General features: G+C 73.8%; 15 protein-coding genes. 7 read left to right on the top strand and 8 right to left on the bottom strand.

Annotated features, from left to right (window positions below):
• Positions 1-105: 105 nt before the first annotated feature.
• The gene (locus ACIO92_RS02315) at positions 106-669 is read left to right on the top strand and encodes a carboxymuconolactone decarboxylase family protein (RefSeq protein ID WP_366445106.1); all 564 of its coding nucleotides are present in this window, start codon (positions 106-108) and stop codon (positions 667-669) included.
• 101 nt (positions 670-770) lie between these two features.
• Complete coding sequence (locus ACIO92_RS02310; protein ID WP_351790758.1) at positions 771-1,061, top strand: hypothetical protein; 291 nt, start codon at positions 771-773, stop codon at positions 1,059-1,061.
• A gap of 161 nt (positions 1,062-1,222) precedes the next feature.
• On the opposite strand, the gene ACIO92_RS02305 is transcribed toward ACIO92_RS02310, so the two are convergent.
• Positions 1,223-1,474, bottom strand: coding sequence for an EF-hand domain-containing protein (locus ACIO92_RS02305; protein ID WP_366445107.1), 252 nt, complete (start codon positions 1,472-1,474; stop codon positions 1,223-1,225).
• Between the two features lie 182 nt (positions 1,475-1,656).
• On the opposite strand from ACIO92_RS02305, the gene recQ reads away from it, so the two are divergent.
• On the top strand, positions 1,657-3,735 hold the full coding sequence (gene recQ, locus ACIO92_RS02300; protein WP_366445108.1) for a DNA helicase RecQ: 2,079 nt from the start codon (positions 1,657-1,659) through the stop codon (positions 3,733-3,735).
• Between the two features lie 546 nt (positions 3,736-4,281).
• Positions 4,282-6,846 (top strand): ATP-dependent Clp protease ATP-binding subunit, encoded by a 2,565-nt coding sequence (locus ACIO92_RS02295; protein WP_366445109.1) that lies wholly within the window; start codon positions 4,282-4,284, stop codon positions 6,844-6,846.
• A 207-nt stretch (positions 6,847-7,053) separates the two neighbouring features.
• Here ACIO92_RS02295 and fdhD read toward each other — a convergent pair whose 3' ends face one another.
• The gene (gene fdhD, locus ACIO92_RS02290) at positions 7,054-7,890 is read right to left on the bottom strand and encodes a formate dehydrogenase accessory sulfurtransferase FdhD (protein WP_401239681.1); all 837 of its coding nucleotides are present in this window, start codon (positions 7,888-7,890) and stop codon (positions 7,054-7,056) included.
• A 481-nt stretch (positions 7,891-8,371) separates the two neighbouring features.
• On the opposite strand from fdhD, the gene ACIO92_RS02285 reads away from it, so the two are divergent.
• Positions 8,372-9,355 carry a Dyp-type peroxidase gene (locus tag ACIO92_RS02285; RefSeq protein WP_366445111.1) on the top strand — a complete coding sequence of 328 codons (984 nt, stop codon included), beginning with the start codon at positions 8,372-8,374 and terminating at the stop codon, positions 9,353-9,355.
• Positions 9,356-9,361: 6 nt separating this feature from the next.
• The gene (locus tag ACIO92_RS02280; RefSeq protein ID WP_401239687.1) at positions 9,362-10,204 is read left to right on the top strand and encodes a family 1 encapsulin nanocompartment shell protein; all 843 of its coding nucleotides are present in this window, start codon (positions 9,362-9,364) and stop codon (positions 10,202-10,204) included.
• 17 nt (positions 10,205-10,221) lie between these two features.
• Here ACIO92_RS02280 and ACIO92_RS02275 read toward each other — a convergent pair whose 3' ends face one another.
• The 3 genes from ACIO92_RS02275 to ACIO92_RS02265 form a co-directional block, all read right to left on the bottom strand.
• Entirely contained in the window at positions 10,222-11,124 is a 903-nt protein-coding gene (locus ACIO92_RS02275) for a hypothetical protein (RefSeq protein WP_402281201.1), read from the bottom strand.
• A gap of 4 nt (positions 11,125-11,128) precedes the next feature.
• Entirely contained in the window at positions 11,129-11,596 is a 468-nt protein-coding gene (locus ACIO92_RS02270; protein WP_366446339.1) for a GreA/GreB family elongation factor, read from the bottom strand.
• A 120-nt stretch (positions 11,597-11,716) separates the two neighbouring features.
• Positions 11,717-12,949, bottom strand: coding sequence for a serine hydrolase domain-containing protein (locus ACIO92_RS02265; protein ID WP_366446340.1), 1,233 nt, complete (start codon positions 12,947-12,949; stop codon positions 11,717-11,719).
• 150 nt (positions 12,950-13,099) lie between these two features.
• On the opposite strand from ACIO92_RS02265, the gene ACIO92_RS02260 reads away from it, so the two are divergent.
• Complete coding sequence (locus ACIO92_RS02260) at positions 13,100-13,744, top strand: 1,4-alpha-glucan branching protein (protein ID WP_402281204.1); 645 nt, start codon at positions 13,100-13,102, stop codon at positions 13,742-13,744.
• On the opposite strand, the gene ACIO92_RS02255 is transcribed toward ACIO92_RS02260, so the two are convergent.
• The 3 genes from ACIO92_RS02255 to ACIO92_RS02245 all read right to left on the bottom strand — a co-directional run bounded on the left by ACIO92_RS02255 (position 13,714) and on the right by ACIO92_RS02245 (position 19,334).
• Positions 13,714-14,265: a hypothetical protein gene (locus ACIO92_RS02255; RefSeq protein ID WP_401236332.1), complete on the bottom strand. Its 552-nt coding sequence runs from the start codon at positions 14,263-14,265 to the stop codon at positions 13,714-13,716. The genes ACIO92_RS02260 and ACIO92_RS02255 overlap by 31 nt on opposite strands.
• Before the next feature lie 242 nt (positions 14,266-14,507).
• Entirely contained in the window at positions 14,508-17,417 is a 2,910-nt protein-coding gene (locus tag ACIO92_RS02250; protein ID WP_366446343.1) for an AAA family ATPase, read from the bottom strand.
• 222 nt (positions 17,418-17,639) lie between these two features.
• The gene (locus ACIO92_RS02245; protein WP_366446344.1) at positions 17,640-19,334 is read right to left on the bottom strand and encodes a S8 family serine peptidase; all 1,695 of its coding nucleotides are present in this window, start codon (positions 19,332-19,334) and stop codon (positions 17,640-17,642) included.
• Positions 19,335-19,906 lie beyond the last annotated feature (572 nt).

Below are 19,906 nucleotides of genomic sequence, written 5' to 3'. Positions count from 1 at the left end.
TTCCTGATTGTTTCTCCACGAGAGATGTAGTTTCGTTTTCAACAATTATGGGTGATCATAGCTCCAGAACCCGTGAAGCGCACGGGGACGGCGAAGGAGCACATCGTGACGGACGTGACACGGGCCACCGACGGCCGACGGGTCTACCTCGACAAGCAGCACCCGGCGAGCTATCAGGCGCTGCTCAGGACCGCCGAAACCGTCCGGGCCGAAGCCGCGCGGGCGGGCCTGGACCGCATCCTCGTGGAACTGGTCAACCTCCGCGTCTCGCAGATCAACGGCTGCGCCTCCTGCCTCGACGTGCACACCCGGGCCGCGCTCCGGTCCGGTGACACGCCCCGGCGCCTCGGCGTGCTCCCCGCCTGGCGGGAGACCGAACTGTTCACCCCCAGGGAGCGCGCCGCCCTCGCCCTCGCCGAGGCCACCACCCACCCGGCGGACGGCCTCGCGCAGGACCGCGCCTACGAGGAGGCCCGCGCCGCCCTGGACGACGACGAGATCTCCGCCGTCATCTGGGTGGCGATCACCATCAACGCCTTCAACCGCGTCTCGATCATGAGCCGGCACCCCGTGAGGGAGCCGGCGGCCCCCGTACGGGACGCGAACGCTCCCGTAGGGGACACGGCCGCTCCCGCAGGGGACGCGGGCGGGGCCGTACGGGATCGCTGAGGCGCGCCCCTACGGGAGCGTCGAGCCCGTGGCGTGGTCCTTTCGGGCGGCCGGGGCCGGGGGCGGCCGTGTCCGACGGCGGGGCGGGCCGTTGTGAGGGTGTGACCTCTACACGACGCATCACCTCGCTCCTCGCCGTGGCCGCCGCCTTCACCTGCCTCGGCGGTGCCTCCGCCGCCCAGGCCGCGACCAGCCCGCTCGGCCCCCCGATCAACCCCGTCGCCGAACTCGACGCGCTCGCCACCACCGGGCTCCCCGCCGAGTCCCGCGCGCAGTACCCCGGGATCGCCGGCCAGCTGAACGGCCTCAACGGGCTGCACGACCTGGGCCAGCTCCGCCAGCTCACCGACCAGGCCGCGCCGGTCACCGGGCTCCTCCCCGAGATCTCCTGACCCGTACGGCCCCCGGTCGGCCGACCGTCGTCCCGGAGGGGCGGCACCGCGTTCCCCGCGCGGCGCCGCCCCTCCGGCCTGTCGGACCGCCCTCCGGCGGTCCGGGACCGCCCCTCCGGCCCGCCCGGGTTCGCCCTTCCGGCCTTTCCGGCCGGATCGGATCACCAGCCGAAACGGCGGTCCACGAGGGCGGCGAACTCCTCGAAGGTCAGCACCCGGTCCCCGTTCCGGTCCGCCTCGTCGAACAGCGCCGACGCGTCGTCGTCGTTCCCCACGCCCCAGAACGGGATCACCCCCCGCGCCGCGAGGGTCGGGCCCTTCGCCCGGAGGGCGTTGATCACCTCGACCCGTGTGAGGGCGCCGTCCTGGTCCAGGTCGAGCGCGTCGAAGAGGACGCGCGCCTTGTCGCTCATGCTCTGTCCCGTTCCTGTTCCCCCGGCAGGGGCGTCATGGTGGCCGGTGCGGTCCGGCCCGTACCGTACGGGAAGACGCCGTACGGGCCCCGCACAGTTGCCCGGTACGGTCCTCCGGCCGGGTTGTCCACAGGTTCCGTCGGGGCCGCCGGAGTGTCCCCGGCGGCCTATAGGCTGGACGAATGCTCCTCACCGACGAATCCTCCGAGATCTCCGACGCGGCGCGGGTGCTCCAGCGCGTCTTCGGCTACAGCTCCTTCCGAGGGGAGCAGCAGGAGATCATCGAGCAGGTCGTCGACGGCGGCGACGCCCTCGTCCTGATGCCGACCGGCGGCGGCAAGTCCCTCTGCTACCAGATCCCCGCGCTGGTCAGGGACGGCACGGGCGTGGTCGTCTCCCCGCTGATCGCCCTCATGCAGGACCAGGTGGACGCGCTCCGGGCCCTCGGCGTCCGGGCGGGTTTCCTCAACTCGACGCAGGACACCTACGAGCGGCAGGCCGTCGAGCAGGCCTTCCTCGCCGATGAGCTGGACCTGCTCTACCTGGCCCCCGAGCGGCTGCGCACCGAGGGCACCCAGCGGCTCCTCGACCGGGGCAAGGTGTCGCTGTTCGCGATCGACGAGGCCCACTGCGTCGCCCAGTGGGGCCACGACTTCCGGCCCGACTACCTCGCCCTGTCCATGCTGCACGAGCGCTGGCCCAAGGTGCCGAGGATCGCGCTGACGGCGACGGCCACCGAGGCCACCCACCGGGAGATCGCCGCCCGCCTCGGTCTGGAGGAGGCCCGGCACTTCGTCGCCGGGTTCGACCGGCCCAACATCCAGTACCGCATCGTCCCCAAGAACAACCCGCACAAGCAGCTGCTGGAACTGATCAGGACCGAGCACGACGGCGACGCCGGAGTCGTCTACTGCCTGTCCCGCTCCTCGGTGGAGAAGACCGCCGCGCTCCTCGTGGAGAACGGCGTGGCGGCCGTGCCGTACCACGCGGGCATGGACGCCCGGACCCGTGCGGCGAACCAGTCCCGGTTCCTGCGGGAGGACGGCGTCGTCGTGGTCGCGACGATCGCCTTCGGCATGGGCATCGACAAGCCCGACGTGCGGTTCGTCGCCCACCTGGACCTGCCGAAGTCCGTCGAGGGCTACTACCAGGAGACCGGTCGCGCCGGACGCGACGGAGAACCGGCCACCGCCTGGCTGGCGTACGGCCTCCAGGACGTCGTCCAGCAGCGGAAGATGATCGACGGCTCCGAGGGCGACGAACAGCACCGGCGCTCCCTCGCCCAGCACCTCGACGCGATGCTCGCGCTCTGCGAGACCGTCGACTGCCGCCGGGTGCGGCTCCTCGCCTACTTCGGGCAGCAGAGCGGGCCCTGCGGCAACTGCGACGCCTGTCTGACCCCCGCCGAGTCCTGGGACGGCACGGTCGCGGCCCAGAAGCTGCTGTCCACGGTGTGGCGGCTCGCCAAGGAGCGGCGCCAGAAGTTCGGCGCGGGCCAGATCATCGACATCCTCCAGGGCAAGCGGACCGCCAAGGTCATCCAGTTCGACCACGACGGGCTCTCGGTGTTCGGCATCGGCGCCGACCTGGGGACCGCCGAATGGCGGGGCGTCGTCCGGCAGCTGCTCGCGCAGGGCCTCCTCGCGGTGGAGGGCGACTACGGCACCCTCGTCCTCACCGACGGCAGCGGCGAGGTCCTCGGCGGACACCGCACCGTCACCATGCGGAAGGAGAAGGCCCCGGCCGCCGCCCGCAAGGAGTCCGGGGCGCGCACCGGCAAGGGCGCCCGGGTGCCGGTGGACCTGCCCGCCGCCGCCGCGCCGGTCTTCGAGGCGCTCCGCGCCTGGCGGGCGGCGACCGCCCGCGAGCAGGGCGTACCGGCGTACGTCGTCTTCCACGACGCGACGCTCCGGGAGATCGCGACGCAGCTCCCCGGCACGGTGGCGGAACTGGGCACGGTCGGTGGGGTCGGCGAGGCCAAGCTCGCCAAGTACGCGGAGGGCGTCCTCGGCGCGCTCGCGGAATGCGGAGCGACCGGCGGCGGGACCCCCGCCGGAGCGGAGACGGCCACCGGGAGCGGGGCCTCCGCAGGAACGGCAGCCGTCACCGGCGTCAGGGCCGCCGTGGGGAACGGAGCTGGTCCCTCCGCCGGGGCCCCCGCCCGTGCCGAGGCGCTTCCGGCCGACGCTCCGTACGACGAGGAGCCGCCCTACGACATGGACGAGGCGGAGGAGCCGCCGCCCTGGGACGACTGGCGGTAACCGGCCCCGGGGGCCATCCGTACAGCGGTCGGTCGTCGACGAGGTGACCGGGCGGTGGGCGCACACCTCCGCGTCCGGCCTCCGTGGCCGGGCCCGTGCCCGGCCACGGAGGCCGGGCTCCCTTCGGGCGGGGCTCGCGGCTCGGGTCGGCCCCGCCGCCCCCACGGGCCCCGGCCCGCCCTCGTCGGCCCCGCCGCCCCCGGCCCGCCTCGTCAGCTTCTGCCACGCGCGTCACTCCGCCTGCCCTGTCGCCCGACCCCGGTCGGGCGCCCGACCCGGGTCGGGCCCGTCGCTCCGTCCGGCCTGTCGCAGGCGCCGGGCCCGCCCCTGCCGCCTCCGCCGGGCCCGTGGTCCCCGCCGGGCAGTCACCGTCGCGGGCCTGCCCGCGCCCGCTCGCGGTCGTGGGTCCGGGGCCGTACCGGCAGTGCTTCCGAGGGCTCCCGTGGGCCCGTACCGCCGTGGAATCCCTGAGATCCATTCCGGTTGCGGAGCCCGAACGACCGGGTTTGAGTGGGTACGACCCCCCTTCGCGTCCCTGGAGCTGACATGTCGATGGCGTTCGGTTCACCCCTTGGTTCGTCCGATCCGTTCAGTGACATGCTGAACCGGTTCTTCGGGATGTCGCCCGCGTCGTCGCCCCCGGCCGTGCAGCGCGTCCCCATCGGACGGCTGCTGACCGAGTCCTCGCACGAACTCCTCAGCCTGGCCACCCGCAAGGCGGAGGAGGACGGCACCTCCGACCTCGACACCGAGCACCTGCTGTGGGCGGCGACGCAGGTCGATCCCTCGCGGCGGCTCCTCTCCCAGGTCGGCGTCGACCCCGAGGCGCTCGCGGCGCAGCTCGACGCGGTGCTGCCCAGGGAGTCCGGCGAACCCTCCTCGGAACCGGGGCTCACCCCGGCCGCGAAGCGCACCCTGGCCGCCGCCTACGGGCGTTCGCGGCAGGCGGGCGTGTCGTACATCGGCCCCGAGCACATCCTCGCCGCCCTCCTCGACGACTCGGACTCCGGTGCGACCCGCCTGCTGGGCGCGGACGGCCAGGACGTGGAGAAGCTCCGTGGCCTCGCGGACCGGGCGGCCCGTCCCGAGGGCGGGGCCCAGAGCGCCCCCCAGCAGCCCGCGACGACCCTCGACGAGTTCGGCCGGGACCTCACGGAGGAGGCCAGGGCCGGAAGGCTCGACCCGGTCGTCGGCCGGGCCGAGGAGATCGAGCAGACCATCGAGATCCTCTCCCGCCGTTCCAAGAACAACCCCGTCCTCATCGGCGAGCCCGGCGTCGGCAAGACCGCCATCGTGGAGGGCCTCGCCCAGCGGATCGTCGCCGACGAGGTCCCGGCCACCCTCAAGGGCAAACGGGTCGTCTCCCTGGACCTGTCGGGCATGGTGGCCGGGGCGCAGTACCGGGGCCAGTTCGAGGAACGGCTGAAGAAGGTCATCGAGGACGTCCAGAACGCGGGCGGCGACGTCATCGTCTTCATCGACGAACTCCACACCGTCGTCGGCGCGGGCGCCACCGGCGAGGGCTCGATGGACGCGGGCAACATGCTCAAGCCCGCCCTCGCCCGGGGCGAGCTGCACGTCGTCGGCGCCACCACCATCGACGAGTACCGCAAGCACATCGAGAAGGACGCGGCCCTGGAACGCCGCTTCCAGCCCGTGCTCATCCCGGAGCCCACGGTCGAGGAGACCGTACAGATCCTCGAAGGACTGCGGGACGCGTACGAGGCCCACCACCAGGTCCGGTTCGCCGACGGCGCCCTGACGGCGGCGGCCGAGCTCTCCGACCGGTACATCAGCGACCGCTTCCTGCCCGACAAGGCCATCGACCTGATGGACCAGGCGGGCGCACGCGTACGGCTGCGCGGCGCGGCCCGCTCCACCGAGGTCGTCAGCCGCGAGGACCGGCTCGCGAAGCTGCGGCGCGAGAAGGACCAGGCCGTGGCCGCCGAGCAGTTCGACAAGGCCGCAGGACTGAAGCGGGAGATCGCCGACGTCGAGGGCGAACTCGCCGGGATCGAGGAGCGCCGCGAGGGCGTCGTCTCCGTCACCGCCTCCGACATCGCCGACATCGTGTCCCGGCGGACCGGCATCCCCGTCTCCCAGCTCACCGCCAGCGAGAAGGAGAAGCTCCTCAGGCTGGAGGAGGAGATGCACGCCCGGATCGTCGGCCAGGACGAGGCCGTCACCGCCGTCTCCGAGGCGGTGCGCCGCAGCCGCGCGGGCATGGGCGACCCGAACCGTCCCGTCGGCTCCTTCCTCTTCCTCGGCCCGACCGGCGTCGGCAAGACCGAACTCGCCAAGACCCTCGCCGACCTCCTCTTCGGCGACGAGGACCGGATGATCCGGTTCGACATGAGCGAGTTCCAGGAGAAGCACACGGTCGCCCGGCTCGTCGGGGCACCCCCCGGATACGTCGGTTACGAGGAGGCCGGACAGCTCACCGAGAAGGTGCGCCGCAACCCGTACAGCGTCGTCCTGTTCGACGAGGTGGAGAAGGCGCACCCCGACGTCTTCAACACCCTGCTCCAGATCCTCGACGACGGGCGCCTCACCGACGGGCAGGGCCGCACGGTCGACTTCCGGCACTGCGTCGTCATCATGACGTCCAACATCGGCGCGCACCGCATCCTCGCGCACGAGGGCGACGCCGCCGAGCTGAAGGACGAGCTGATGGAGGACCTGCGGGGCCGGTTCCTGCCCGAGTTCCTCAACCGCATCGACGACATCATCGTCTTCCACAGCCTCACCGAGGACGACCTGTCGGAGATCGTCGACCACCTCCTCGACCGCAGCAAGCACCGGGTGCGGGCACAGGGCATGACCCTGGAGGTCACCGAGGCGGCGAAGAAGCTCCTGGTCGCCCACGGCCACCAGCCGGAGTTCGGCGCGCGTCCGCTGCGCCGCACGATCCAGACCGAGCTGGACAACCGGATCGCCTCCCTGCTCCTCGGCGGCGAGGCCGATCCCGGGGACACGATCGTCGCCGACGTCATCGACGACTCGCTGCACTGCACCGTCCGGAGGCCCGCGCCGACGGACGGCGGCGGGAGCGCGGACGCGGACCCGGACGCGGGCGAGGAACCGGCGGAGAGCGGCGCGGCGGCCGCCTGACCCGATCGGCCCGCCCCTGGGCACGGCAGACCCCTGCCGGGGCTCCGGGGCTCGCCCGTCCCGGGGTACGTACGGGACGCGTCCCGTACGTACCCCCAGAGTCGTGGGGGACATCCCGCAAGGGTCCCCGGAGCCGTACGGGATGTCCCCCAAGGGGGTCCCCGGAGCCCTACGGGACATCCCGTACGCGCCCTCGGGGTTCGGGTCTCAGGCCGTCGGGACCGGGTGGAGCCGTTCGTCACCCGCGTACACGTTCATCGACGTGCCGCGCAGGAAGCCCACCAGGGTCAGCCCGCTCTCGGCGGCGAGGTCCACGGCCAGCGACGACGGCGCCGACACCGCCGCGAGCAGCGGGACACCGGCCATCACCGCCTTCTGCACCAGCTCGAACGAGGCCCGGCCGCTGACCATCAGAACCGATCCGCGCAAGGGGAGCAGCCCCTCGCGCAGGGCGTGCCCGACGACCTTGTCCACCGCGTTGTGCCGGCCGACGTCCTCCCGCAGGCACAGCAGTTCGCCCCCGGCGTCGAAGAGCCCGGCCGCGTGCAGCCCCCCGGTCGCGTCGAAGACCCGCTGGGCCGCCCGCAGCCGGTCCGGGAGGGCCGCCAGGACCTCCGTACCGATCCGCAGCGGGTCCTCGGCGACCGACCAGGCGGCCGTGGTGCGGACCGCGTCGAGGCTGGCCTTGCCGCACAGACCGCACGAGGACGTCGTGTAGAAATTGCGCTCCAGGGAGGCGTCGGGGGCGGCCACCCCGGGGGCGAGTGCGACATCGACCACGTTGTACGTGTTGCCGCCGTCGGCGGTGGCCCCCGCGCAGTAGCGGATCCCGGCCACGTCGGCGGCGCGGTGCACCACACCCTCGCTGACCAGGAACCCGACGGCGAGGTCGAAGTCGTCCCCCGGGGTGCGCATCGTCACGGTCAGCGGGCGCCCGCCGACACGGATCTCCATCGGCTCCTCGGCGGCCAGGGTGTCCGGACGGTAGGAGGCGTCACCCTCCCGTACGCGCAGGACCCGCCGCCGTACGGTCACTCGGCCCATGGTCCGCTCCTCTCCTCGGAGCACTGCCCCGGGCGTGATGACGGGCGTACCGCTCCCGGCTGCCCCGTACGACTCTGCCACGGCCACCCCGTACGGGTTCCCCACGGGGTGCCCGGGGCACCCGCCCCCGGCCGCGCGACCCTGAAGTGCCCGGCGTCAGGTTCCCGGTGTCAGGGCCCCGGCTCCGGCACCGGTACGGCGGCGGGGCGCCGAAGGACTCGGCCGTACCGCTTCCCGGCCGGTGCTCAAAGCGCGTCACCCGGCTCCCCGTACGGGGAGGGGACAGCGTCCCCCGGCAGGCTCCGGACACGGGCGGGGCCGCCACCCGGCCGATCCCCGTGCTGCGCGCGCGAAGCCCCGCGCCTACGCTGACGCTGTCCTCTTCTTCCCTTTTGCGGTCACTTGCGGGTGTGGGCCCTGTCGGCATTCGCGTGTGCGAGCGATCGGGAGCCTCGTTGATCACCGTCCGGCCGGGAGCGCCATGGTCGTCGTCCAGCCCGTCGTCACGCCGCCCACCCGGGCCGCCGTGTTCCTGGTGGCCACCGTCAACCCCGGTGGCGAGGCCACGGTCAGGGACGCGCTCCAGGACCTCACGGGCCTGACCCGCTCCGTCTCGTTCCGGCTGCGCGACGCCGGTCTCACCTGTGTCGCCGGGATCGGCTCCGACGCCTGGGACCGGCTCGTCGGCGGCCCGCGCCCCCGCGAACTGCACCCCTTCCCGGCCCTGAACGGCCCCCGGCACCGCGCCCCGGCCACCCCCGGCGACCTGCTGTTCCACCTGCGGGCCCGGCGCCCCGACCTCTGCTTCGAGCTGGCCCGGCTGATCGTCGACCGGCTCGGCGGCGCCGTCAGCGTCGTGGACGAGGTGCACGGTTTCACGTACTTCGACGAGCGCGACCTCCTCGGCTTCGTCGACGGCAGCGAGAACCCCATGGGCACCACCGCGACCGGAGCCGTCCACATCGGCGACGAGGACCCCGGCTTCCGGGGCGGCAGCTATGTCGTCGTGCAGAAGTACCTGCACGACATCGCCGCCTGGGACGCGCTCACCGTCGAACAGCAGGAACGGGCCATCGGCCGGAGCAAGGCGGCGAACGTGGAGATGCCCGACGACGTCAAACCGGCCGACTCGCACGTCGCGCTGAACACGATCGTCGACGAGGACGGCGTCTCCCGGCAGATCGTCCGCGCGAACATGCCGTTCGGGCAGGTCGGACGGGGCGAGTTCGGCACGTACTTCATCGGGTACGCGAGGACCCCCTCCGTCACCGAGCAGATGCTGCGGAACATGTTCCTCGGGAACCCGCCGGGCACCACCGACCGCATCCTCGACTTCTCCCGGGCCGTCACCGGCAACCTGTTCTTCGTGCCGAGCGCCGACTTCCTCGACGACCTGCCCGCCGCGCCGCCGGACGCCGCCCGCCCGGGGGACACCCTCGGCATCGGCGGCCTGAAAGGAGCCTGAGCCCCCATGACGACCCCCGAGGCCACCAGTCACGTCCACCACGGACCCGCCACGACCAATCTGCACCGCGAACTCGCCCCGATCACGGCAGAGGCCTGGGCCGAGATCGAGGAGGAGGCCCGCCGCACCTTCCGGCGCCATGTGGCCGGGCGCCGGGTCGTCGACGTGCCCGACCCGGCCGGGCCGGAACTCTCCGCCGTCGGCACCGGACACCTCACCGACATGAGCCCGCCCGCCCCCGGTGTCACCGCCCGGCTCCGCGAGTCGAAACCCCTGGTCGAGATCAGAGTGCCGTTCACCGTCGCCCGGTCCGCCGTGGACGATGTCGAGCGCGGCTCCAAGGACTCCGACTGGCAGCCCGTCAAGGACGCGGCCCGCGCGATGGCGTTCGTCGAGGACCGGACGATCTTCGACGGGTACGGGGCGGCGGGCGTCGAAGGGCTGCGCACCCGGTCGTCCAACCCGGTGGTGCGGCTGCCCGCCGAACCGCGCGACTACCCCGACGCGGTGAGCCGGGCACTGACCGCCCTGCGCCTCGCCGGTGTCGACGGACCGTACGCCCTGCTCCTCGGCCCCGACGAGTACCGGGCGGTCAGCGAGACCTCCGACCACGGCTATCCGATCGCCGCGCACCTCACCCGGATGCTGGACGGCTCCCCGATCTGGGCCCCGGCGCTCAGCGGCGGCTTCGTCCTGTCCACCCGGGGCGGCGACTTCGAGCTGCGTCTCGGACAGGACCTGGCGATCGGCTACACCGGGCACGACGCGGACAGCGTCCGGCTGTACTTCCAGGAGACCCTGACGTTCCTCGCGTACACCGACGAGGCCGTGGTCGTCCTCGAACCCTGAGGCGCGCGGGGCCCCGCTCAGCGGCGCCACCACGGTTCGCGCACGAAGAGGCTGCCGGTGCTCGTGCAGGCGAGACCGTTGGAGATCTGGCCGGAGTCGAGGTTCCAGCCGACCACCCCGTCGCCCTCGCGGCTCAGTTCGATCAGCCGGTCGCTCCGGGTGCGGGTGCCGTCCGTGACCCGGCACTCGACGACCGACGTCCAGGCCCGGCCGTCGAGCGCGGAGACGAAGGCGAGGAACGGCAGGACGGCCACGGTCAGGCCCAGCGCCACCCACCGCTCGCACCCGGCGGCCCGGCGCAGCCAGCGGGGCGGCCGGTAGGCGCTCCGTGGCCCCGGGCCGCTCCGGTGCCGGTGCGAACGGCGCCGTCCGGTGCGGTACTCCACGACGACGCCCTGGCGGAGCGCGTACGCGGTGAGTCCGGTGGCGAGGCCCCACCAGGGGCCGAACAGACACGCGTCGATCACGCCCACGGCGATCGGGTTCACCAGGGTGAGCGCCGCGCGCCGGGCGGCTCCCGCGAACCCGCCGCCGAGCGGGACGGAGCCGCGCGCCGCGAACAGGGCGAAGACGACACGGGAGACGACGACGGCGAGCACCGAGCCGAGCAGCGGATCGGTGATCACCATGCCGATCAGGACGTCGGGCCAGTTCGACAGCTCCATTCCGGCGAAGACGTCCCGGACGGCGTCCCCGCCGCCGACCGTGTAGGCCACCTTGGTGACGGGGACCGCGAGGGCCAGCGCCAGGAGGACCGTGTGGCCCGGCCCGCCCTTGCGGTCGGCCCGTTCGGCCCGTTCCCGCCCGTGCTCCTCGTACGGGGGCCCGGTCGGGCCGTCCTCCGCGCGTCCGTCCTCGGGGCGGGCGTCCCGGGGATGTCCCCCGAGGGGGTGTCCGTCCTGGGGGCGGGCGTCCGCCATCCGGTCAGCCGCCCAGGGACAGGACGACCGCGGTCGCCGGGCCCTCGGGCGTCAGGTACGAGACGGTGTCACCGGCCCGGTGACCGAGCAGGGCGCCGCCGAGCGGGCTGTCGACGGTGACGACGGTTCCGTCGAGGACGACGGCGTCCTCGCCGATGCGGACCGTGGTGCGGGTGCCGTCCTCGAACCGCACGGTCACGCTGGTACCGACGCCGACCGCGTCGGTACGGGGTGCCCCGGCCGTCGCGGCCTCGGCGAGGCGTCCGTGGATCTCGTCGATGCGCAGGTCCAGCCGGTTCAGCTCCGTGACGCGTTCGAGTTCGTCGGCCTGGTCCGCGTGGTCGCCCGGCTGGTCGCCGCCGCCGTCCCGCAGGGTGACGGCGACGGCCTCGCGCTCGGTGCGCAGGTCGGCGAGTTCCCGCTCCAGGCCCTTGCGGGCGTCAGCGCTGATGGGCTCGGGTCCACCGGTCATTCGTGCTCCCGTGGTGCGGTGCGGCGGCACGGCTGCGTACCGCGAGCAACATACGAAACTAAAGGGCATTTCGGACATTACCAGGAGGGTCGGCCCCGGCCCGGAGCGCCGGAGGGGCCGTCAGCCCGTGCTCGGCGCCGCCGGATGGGGAATGTCGTAGACGTGCCCCGGGGTCACGATCCGGGTGATCGCCTGGCCGAAGAGGGTGCTGGGCGCGCTGCCCTCGTGGGTGACGTCGGTGTTGAGCAGGACGACCAGGGTCGCCCGGGACTCCGGCAGGTAGATGGTCAGCGACTGGTACCCCGGCAGGGAGCCGTTGTGCCCGATCCACCCCTGGATGTCGAAGATGCCGAGCCCGTATCCCGCTCCGGCCACCCCCGTCGGATACGTGCGCAGCCGCTCCGCCTGGGTCGCGGGGCTGAGGAGGGTCCCGGTGGCGACCACCCTCGCCCAGGTCCGCAGGTCCTGGAGGTCGGAGATCATCGCTCCGGCCGCCCAGCCCCAGGACGGGTTCCAGTCGGTGGCGTCCTCCAGCTTGCCGGACGCGGTCTGATCGGTGTAGCCGTGCGCGTGCGGGCTGGGGATGGCGGCGTCCGTCGGGAAGACCGTGTGCCGCAGACCCGCCGGGTCCAGGACGTTCTTCTGGACGAACTCGTCCACCGGCATCCCTCCGGCCTTCTCCACGACGAGACCCAGCAGGATCAGGTTGGTGTTGCAGTAGTCGAACTCGGCGCCCGGCTGGAACTTCACCGGGTGCTTGAACGAGTAGTCCAGCAACTCCTGCGGGGTGAAAGGCCGTTCGGGATCGGTCGTGAACGCCTTGTAGAAGCCGTCGTCCGCCGAGTAGTTGAACAGTCCGCTGCGCATCGACGCGAGGTTCCGCAGGGTGATCCGGTCGCCGTTCGGCACCCCGTCCACGTACCGCGAGATCGTGTCGTCGAGCTTGACCTTGCCCTGGTCGACGAGTTCGAGCAGGGCGGTGACCGTGAACGTCTTGGTCTCGCTGCCGATCCGCATGTACAGACCGGGGTCCATCGGCTGCCGGGTCTCCTTGTCGGCCACGCCGAAGGAACGGATGTACGTGCCCTTGCCCGGCGCGGAGAGGCCGACCGTCACACCGGGCACGCCCGTCTGCTTCATCACGTCCTGTACGGCCCGGTCGAGTTGCTGGGCGACCGCCGGGGTCAGTTGCGGGAAGTCGTCGCGCGCCGCCGGGGAGGAACTCGTCAGGACCGTTCCCGGGGCGGGCGGTTCGGCGGCGAAAGCGGCGCCCGTGCCGAGCGGCGCGGCGAAGATCCCGAGAGCCGCGATGCCCGCGCAGACGCGTCTGCGGCATGTACGTGAGTACCTCACGGCGGCCCTCCTGCCGACCGGGGACAACTCCACCTCCCAGGCTAGGCCGGGGCGGCCCGGCGCGCGCGGCGGCCCCGGACCGGTCTGTTACGTTGCGCGGGCCCCGCACCCAGGAAGCCCGGGGCCACGAGGCGAGGGAGAAGAGACGCGATGGCCGTCATCCACGAGACCACCATGCGGCCCACCAAACTGGAGCTGCTCGCCGCGTGGCTCCCCGGCCGGGAGTGGTTCACGGGCACGGAGGCGAGTCCCGCGAAGGCCGGGGGCTTCCGGCTCGACGACCCGGCGGGCGAGGTCGGCATCGAGTTCATGGCGGTGACCGACCGCGACGGAGCCGCGTACCTCGTCCCCCTCACCTATCGGGCGGCACCCCTGCCGGGCGCCGGGCACGCGCTCGTCGGGACCTCCGAGCACGGCGTCCTGGGTACCCGCTGGATCTACGACGGCGCCCACGACCCGGTGCTCGTCGCCCAGTTGTACGCCCTCCTCACCGGCCGGACGCGCGCCCAGGACCAGAACCTCAGCGATGCCGTCGACCCCACCGTCACCGTGACGGCCGCCGCACCGACGGGCCCGTCCGACGCGGAACCGGCCGGAGTCGTGGACGGCCCCGGCCACACCGATGTGGTCGTACGTGCCGGGGGAGCCGCCCCGACCCTGCGGCTGAGCCGCCGTCTGAGGCCCGGCTCGGAGGCGACCCCCACCGCCGGAGGCCGGGTGGAGGCCGAGTGGCGCCTCTCCGACGGCACCCGGGCCCGGGGGACCTACGCGCTGCTCCTCCCCGACGGGTCCTGAACCGGACCCGTGCCGTGCTCCCGCAGGAAGGCGCCCGCGTAGGCGGCGGCTTCCTCCTTGGTCGCGGACGGTGTCCCGGGGTCGGCGGCGCCCCGGGTGCCGTCGGCGCCCAGGCCCGTCCACCGCCATCGCCCCGAGGGCTGATCGTCGATCAGTTCCGCCCGACCGCCGAAGAGTTCGAGTACGACCGGAGCGACCGGCCCACGTCCGACCGCGTCGGGCCACTTCTTGCGCGCGCCCTGCCGGGTGATGCCCCACGCGGCGCCGAGCCGCTCGTAACTCGCCCCGTAGGCCCCGGCGGTGCCCGCAGCCGTCGCGGTGAGATGCCCGACCCGCGTGTCCACCACCTTCCAGGTGGCGAGCACGGACAGGGCCACCTCGACCGGGTCCTCGCTCCACACGCGCTCCTCGGGCAGGCCCGTGGCGCGTGCGCGCAGGGCCGAGGCGAGGGGGGTGAGGGCGTCGAGGAGGGCCTTGTCGAGCGCGGAGCGCTCTTCGGGAGTGATCTCAGGCGTCACCATATGGAAACTTTAGTTCACGCGCGGCAGTATCGACAACTGTGGTTGTCGCCGGGGTGTGAGGGTGTCCCGGCGGGGCGTGGAAGGAGGCTCCCGTGCGGCTCCGGGCTCCGGGCTCCGGCGGCGCGTCCCGGGCCGTGCGCCCGCAGAGGGAGGACCCCGGCTCCGGAAGGTCTGCTCCGCCCGGCCCGGTGCGCACTCGGGGGGCCGGTGTCAGGGCGATGCCCCGCCCCCGCACCGCCCGTTCACGGCCGCAGGGCCGTCGCCAACTGCGCCCGTGAACGGACGTCGAGCTTCTGGTAGATCCGGGTGAGCCGCGCCTCCACCGTCTTCACGCTCAGATACAGCTTCGCCGCCGCCTCCTGATTGCTGGCACCCTGCCCGACGAGCCGGGCCAGCCGCAGCTCCGCCTCCGTGAGCGCGGAGATCCCGGGCAGCGCCTCCTCGCTCCCCGAGCCGGGCCCGGGGCCCTCTGCGGCGCCACCCGCCGGGGTCTCGGTGGCGAGGGCCAGCCACGGCGCCGCCCCCGCCCGCTCGAACACGGTCGCCGCCTCGTACAGGGCGCCCTGCGCCGCCGACCTGCGCCGTCTGCGCCGTTCCACCCGGGCCAGCGCGATCAGGGCCCGCCCCCGCTCCAGGGGCAGCCCGGCACGCCCGAACCGTTCGGCCGTCCTGGTGAGCGACTGCGCCGCCTCGTCCGTCCGCCCCTCCGCGGCCAGCCACAGCCCGTGGACCCGGTCGCAGCCGAGCAGCACCGTGTTCCGGCCGAGCCGGGCGGCCACCGGACGTACCTCTTCGAGGAGGGTCCGGGCCTCGTCGCCCGCGTCGGTGGCGAGCAGCGCCTCGGCCAGTTCCTCGTGCCAGCGCAGCATCGAGGGGTCCACGGTCGACTGGGCGCGCTCGTCGGCCTGGACGCGCCGCAGGGTCTCCAGGGCGGCGGCGACGTCCCCGTTGACGAGCTGGACCCGGCCGAGCGCGTACCGGCTGCGGGAGAGGAAGATCCGGTCGCCCTCCTCCTCGGACGCCTGGACACTGCGCCGGGCGTAGCTCGCGGCCCGTGCGAAGCTGCCGCCCGCGGTCTCCGCGAGGGCGAGGGCGTACCAGGCGGGGCCGGGGGAGAGGCCGGCCTCCAGGGTGAGGGCGAGGGACTGTCCGGCGTGCGCGAGGGCGGTGGGGCAGCGGCCGATCCGGGACTCGATCTCGGCGAGGGTGCGGAAGAGCTCGATGGCGTCCTCGACGGAGCCGCGCCGCCGCACCAGCGGGAGGAGGGCGCCGAGTTCGTCGCGGGCGTCGGACAGCCGGTCGTCGAAAAGGGCGTGACGGATCGTCAGGATCTGGGCGGCGTTGCGGATGCCGAGGGGGCGTTCGGCCAGTTCCAGGGCGCGGGCCTGGGCGAGGACGGCCTCGGTGTCGGGCGAGCCCAGGGCCCGCTCCATCCGGGCCTGAACGGTCAGGGCCTGGGCGGCGAGGCGCGGGTCACCGGTGGAGGCGGCGAGCGCGGCCGATTCGAGGGCGGCGGTCCTGGAGCGCTCCGGGTCGCCGTCGGCCAGCACGTACTTGATGGCCAGGCGCAGTTGGACGGCGGCCCGCAGCGCGGTGTCCTCCTCGGAGTCCTCCATGGCGTGCACGTACATCTCGTCGAGTCCGGTGAGGCCCTGCCCCGCCGTGTCGAGCACGGCGAGCCGCGCCCTGACCCGGTCGGCGGGTTCGGCGTCGCGGGCGAGCAGATCGGTGGCGGCCCGCATCGCCAGGTCGGCGCGGGCCGCGCGGGCGGCCTCCTCGGCGGCGTCCACGAGCCGGGCGATCCGCCGGGTGCCGTCCCGCCCGGGGGTGGACTCGGCCGCCAGCAGGGCGAGTTCGGCGGCGAGCGCGCTGTTGCCCCGGCGGCGGGCCAGGTCGGCGGCGGCGGCGACCTCGGCGGCCAGGTCCTCGTCGGGACGATCGGTGGCGAGGGCCCGGTGCCGTACCGCCTCGACGGGATCGTCGACGACCTCCGCGAGGGCCGCGTGTCCGGCGCTCCGCTCGGCCCAGCAGGCGTCGTGCACGAGGGTGGAGGGCAGCAGCCCCGCGGTGAAGGAGACGGAGCCGTCCTCGGCGAGCGACACCAGACCCGCGCGCTCGGCCGCCGCGAGGTCCGCCTCGGCGTTGGACCGCCCCGCACGCCGTACCAGGGCCGCCGACGGGCGCAGCGCGAGGGCGGCGAGCAGCAGCGTCTCGCGGACGGCGGGGGGCGCGGCGCCGAGGAGCTGGCGGGCGAGGTCGCGGGCCCGGCCGGAGAGCGTGAGGGCCTCGGCGTGGTGCACGGGGGTCCGGGCGTCGGCGAGCGAACGGCCCACGGCGAGCGCGAGCCGGGGGTTGCCGCCGCTGGCGCGGTGGATGCGTCCGGCCATCCGGGAGGGAAGCCGGTGGTGGATGAGGAGTTCGGCGATCTCGTCGGCGTGCAGCGGCGGCACGAGCAGGACGTCCGCCTCGGACGGAACCCAGAGCCGGGTGGCGTACGGGGCCTCTGTCCGGTGGGGTTCGCGGTAGGGCCCGCCCGCCTCCGCGTACGGCTCCGGGGTCTCGACCGCCACCACCCGCAGGCTGGGCGGCGCCAGATGGAGGGCGGAGCGGAGCAGGTCGGCGCTGTCGGCGTCCATGTGCTGCGCCCCGTCGACGACGAGGAGGACGGGGCCCCGGAGGGTGAGGGCGCGCAGGATCTGGGCGATGCCGAGCCGCAGCGCGATCGGGTCCCAGCCGCCCGCCGCGAGGGGCGCCTCGCGGCAGAGCATGGCGACGGCGGTGCGCTGCGGGCCGGGGAGTCCGGCGAGGACCCCGGGGGTCCCGGGCGGGTGGGCGCCGGGGTCGGGACCGGAGTCGGGGCGGACCGTGGTGGCCCCGACGGAGGCGACGAGCGCGGCGGCCGAAGCCCCGGGTATCTCGCGGTCGGAGGGCAGGGTCGCCAGCCAGATGACGGTCTCGCCGCGGGCCTCGGCGCGGCCGGCGGCGGCGAACGCGACCTCGGTCTTGCCGACTCCGGCGGGGCCGGTCAGCAGGGCGCGGCCCCGGGCGGCGAGGGCGCGTTCGAGCCGGGCGAGGAGTTCCTCGCGGCCGACGGGCGCCGGTCCCGGCGCCGTACCCGTGGGGCGGGGAACGGGGTACGGAGCTGTCGCCACTGGTCATCCCCTCCGCCCCGGGGGCCCGGCCCGTGGGCCCCGTGGGCTGAGAATACGGAGCCCACCGGCGGAGTCCAGGCCCCTTGTCCGGCATACGGACAGGGCGCCCCGGCCGTCCGGTGGGCGCGGACGCCAGGACGCGCCCGTGGTGTGGACCACGAGCGCGTCGCTGACCAGCGGTGATGCTGATGTGGGGGGTGGTTCTGTGGGGGACGCGATGCGTCAGAAGGTGAGGCTCCACGAGTCGATGTAACCGGTGTCACCCGTGGCCACATCGCGGACCTGGAGCTTCCAGGTGCCGTTGGCGACCTCGCTCGACGCGTCGACCGTGTAGGTGGCCAGGACGTTGTCGGCGCTGTCCGAGGAGGCGGACGCCTTCAGGTTGCGCACCGTGCCGTCGGGGGCGACCAGGTCGACGACCAGGTCCCCGCGCCAGGTGTGCTTGATGTCCACGTCGACCTTGAGGGCGGCGGGCGCGTTGCCGACGCGACCGGTGACGGCGATCGAGGACGTCACCGTGGTGTTGTCCGGGACCGTCACGTCGGTCGCGTTGGTGAAGACCGTGCCCGCGGGCGGGGTGGCGGTGACGGCGTCGACGGTCTTGGCCGTGTCGGCGATGCCGCTGCCGCAGCCGCCGGTGCAGGTGCCGGGCAGCGGACGGGCGTTGGCCTTGATCGCGGTCTCGATCTGGGCCGGGGTCAGGGTGCTCTTCGCCGACTTGAGCAGCGCGGCGAGACCGGCGATGTGCGGGGCCGCCATCGAGGTGCCCTGGTAGGGCTTGTAGTTCTCGGCCGACTGGGTGGTCGTGCCCGAGTTCAGCGTGGAGTAGATGGCGTTCTCGGGAGTGGTGACGGTGCCGGGCGTGTCGGTGGCGCGGCGGGTCTCGCCGCCGGGCGCGGCCACGTCCACGAGGGTGCCGAAGTTGGAGTAGTACGAGCGGCTGCCGTCGCGGTTGGTCGACGCCACGGTGATGACGTTGGCGCAGTTGGCGGGGGTGAAGCCGGAGGTGTTGGCGTTGCTGTTGCCCGCGGCGACGACGACGGTGGTGCCGCGTGCGACGGCGCCGTTGATCGCGGTCTGGTAGACGCTCGGGCAGGTGGAGCTGGCGCCGCCCAGGCTCAGGTTGACGACCTTCGCCGGGTTGGCGTTCGCGGGGATGCCCGGCACGGAGCCGCCGGAGGCCCAGGTGATGGCGTCGGCGATGTCGGAGGACGAGCCGCCGCACTTGCCGAGCACGCGCACCGGCTGGATCTTCGCGTTGTACGCGATGCCCGCGATGCCCTTGGTGTTGTCGGTGACGGCGCCGATGGTGCCGGCCACGTGGGTGCCGTGCCAGGAGGAGGTGGAGGCCTTGGAGCCGACGCCGCACTCGTTGTCGGTGGCGTTCCAGTCGCCCTCGTCCTTCGGGTCCGCGTCACGGCCGTTGCCGTCGCGGGCGTCGGCGGAGGCGGAGATGAAGTCGTATCCGGCGACGACGTTGGCCGCCAGGTCCGAGTGGGCGGCGTAGCCGGTGTCGATGACGGCCACGGTGACGCCGGAGCCGGTCGTCTTGTCCCAGGCCGCGGGAACGTTCATGCCGCCGGTGGGCTCGAAGAGGTCCCACTGCCTGGCGTAGTCGGTGTCGTTCGGGGTGACCGCCATCGCGTAGGCGCGGATGTCCGGCTCGACGGAGGCGACGGACGGGTCGGCGCGGAAGGCGGCCATGACCTCGGTCACGTCCTGCGGGGTGGTCCCGCCGCCCAGGTCGACGAGGGCGGCACCGCCCGCGAGGCGGCGTTCGAAGGAGAGCTTCTCGCCCGTCTTCGCGGCCTTCTCGGCCGTGTCGCTCTTCGCCGCGGTGTTGGAACCGGCCTCGGCGGCCTGGTTCTTGTAGGTGACGATGACCTTCTCGACGGGGGCGCTGGGGAGCGCCCGCATCGTCTGCGAAGCCGGGGCGGGCTTCGGGGTGGCCGCGCCCGGGGCGGCGGCGAACGCCCCGGAGGTGGTGGCAGCGGCGCCGAGTATCGCGGCGCTCGCGACCACGGATATGAGTCTCCGCCTGGAACCGTTCAAGGTGTGGCCCTTTCGATCACGACGTAACTGCGGAGCAGTGGCGGCGGCGCGGGGCGCACGGGGCGAAGTGGGGTCGCGGTCCGCAGGTCCCTGGGCTGGGGTGCCCATGCGCCGCCACCGGCGCGACGGCCCGGGTCAAGGCCGTCACCGGCGGATGCCACCCTCCACATGCACCTGTCAGGGTGCGGGTCGGAGGATGGTATCTGCCGGTGCGGAGGACAGTAGGCAACGGGGGGGTGAACCCGATACGGGGAAAACCCTTGTCACCCCTCATGGGGCGGTGGGGGGTGGTGAGGGAGGGGACGGCGGAAGGGGCGGGGGGGGGGGGGGGGTAGCCGCCCCCCCCCCCCCCCCAACCCCCGGGGGGGCCCCCCCCCCCGCGCCCCCATGGGGGGCGGGCCCCGCCGCCCCCCCCCCCCCCCCCCCCCCCCCCCCCA

The sequence above is a fragment of the Streptomyces sp. NPDC087215 genome (assembly GCF_044744885.1).
Classification (GTDB): Bacteria; Actinomycetota; Actinomycetes; order Streptomycetales; family Streptomycetaceae; genus Streptomyces.
Note: the sequence above shows the minus strand (reverse complement) of the source record. Positions and strands in the feature narration are given on the sequence as shown.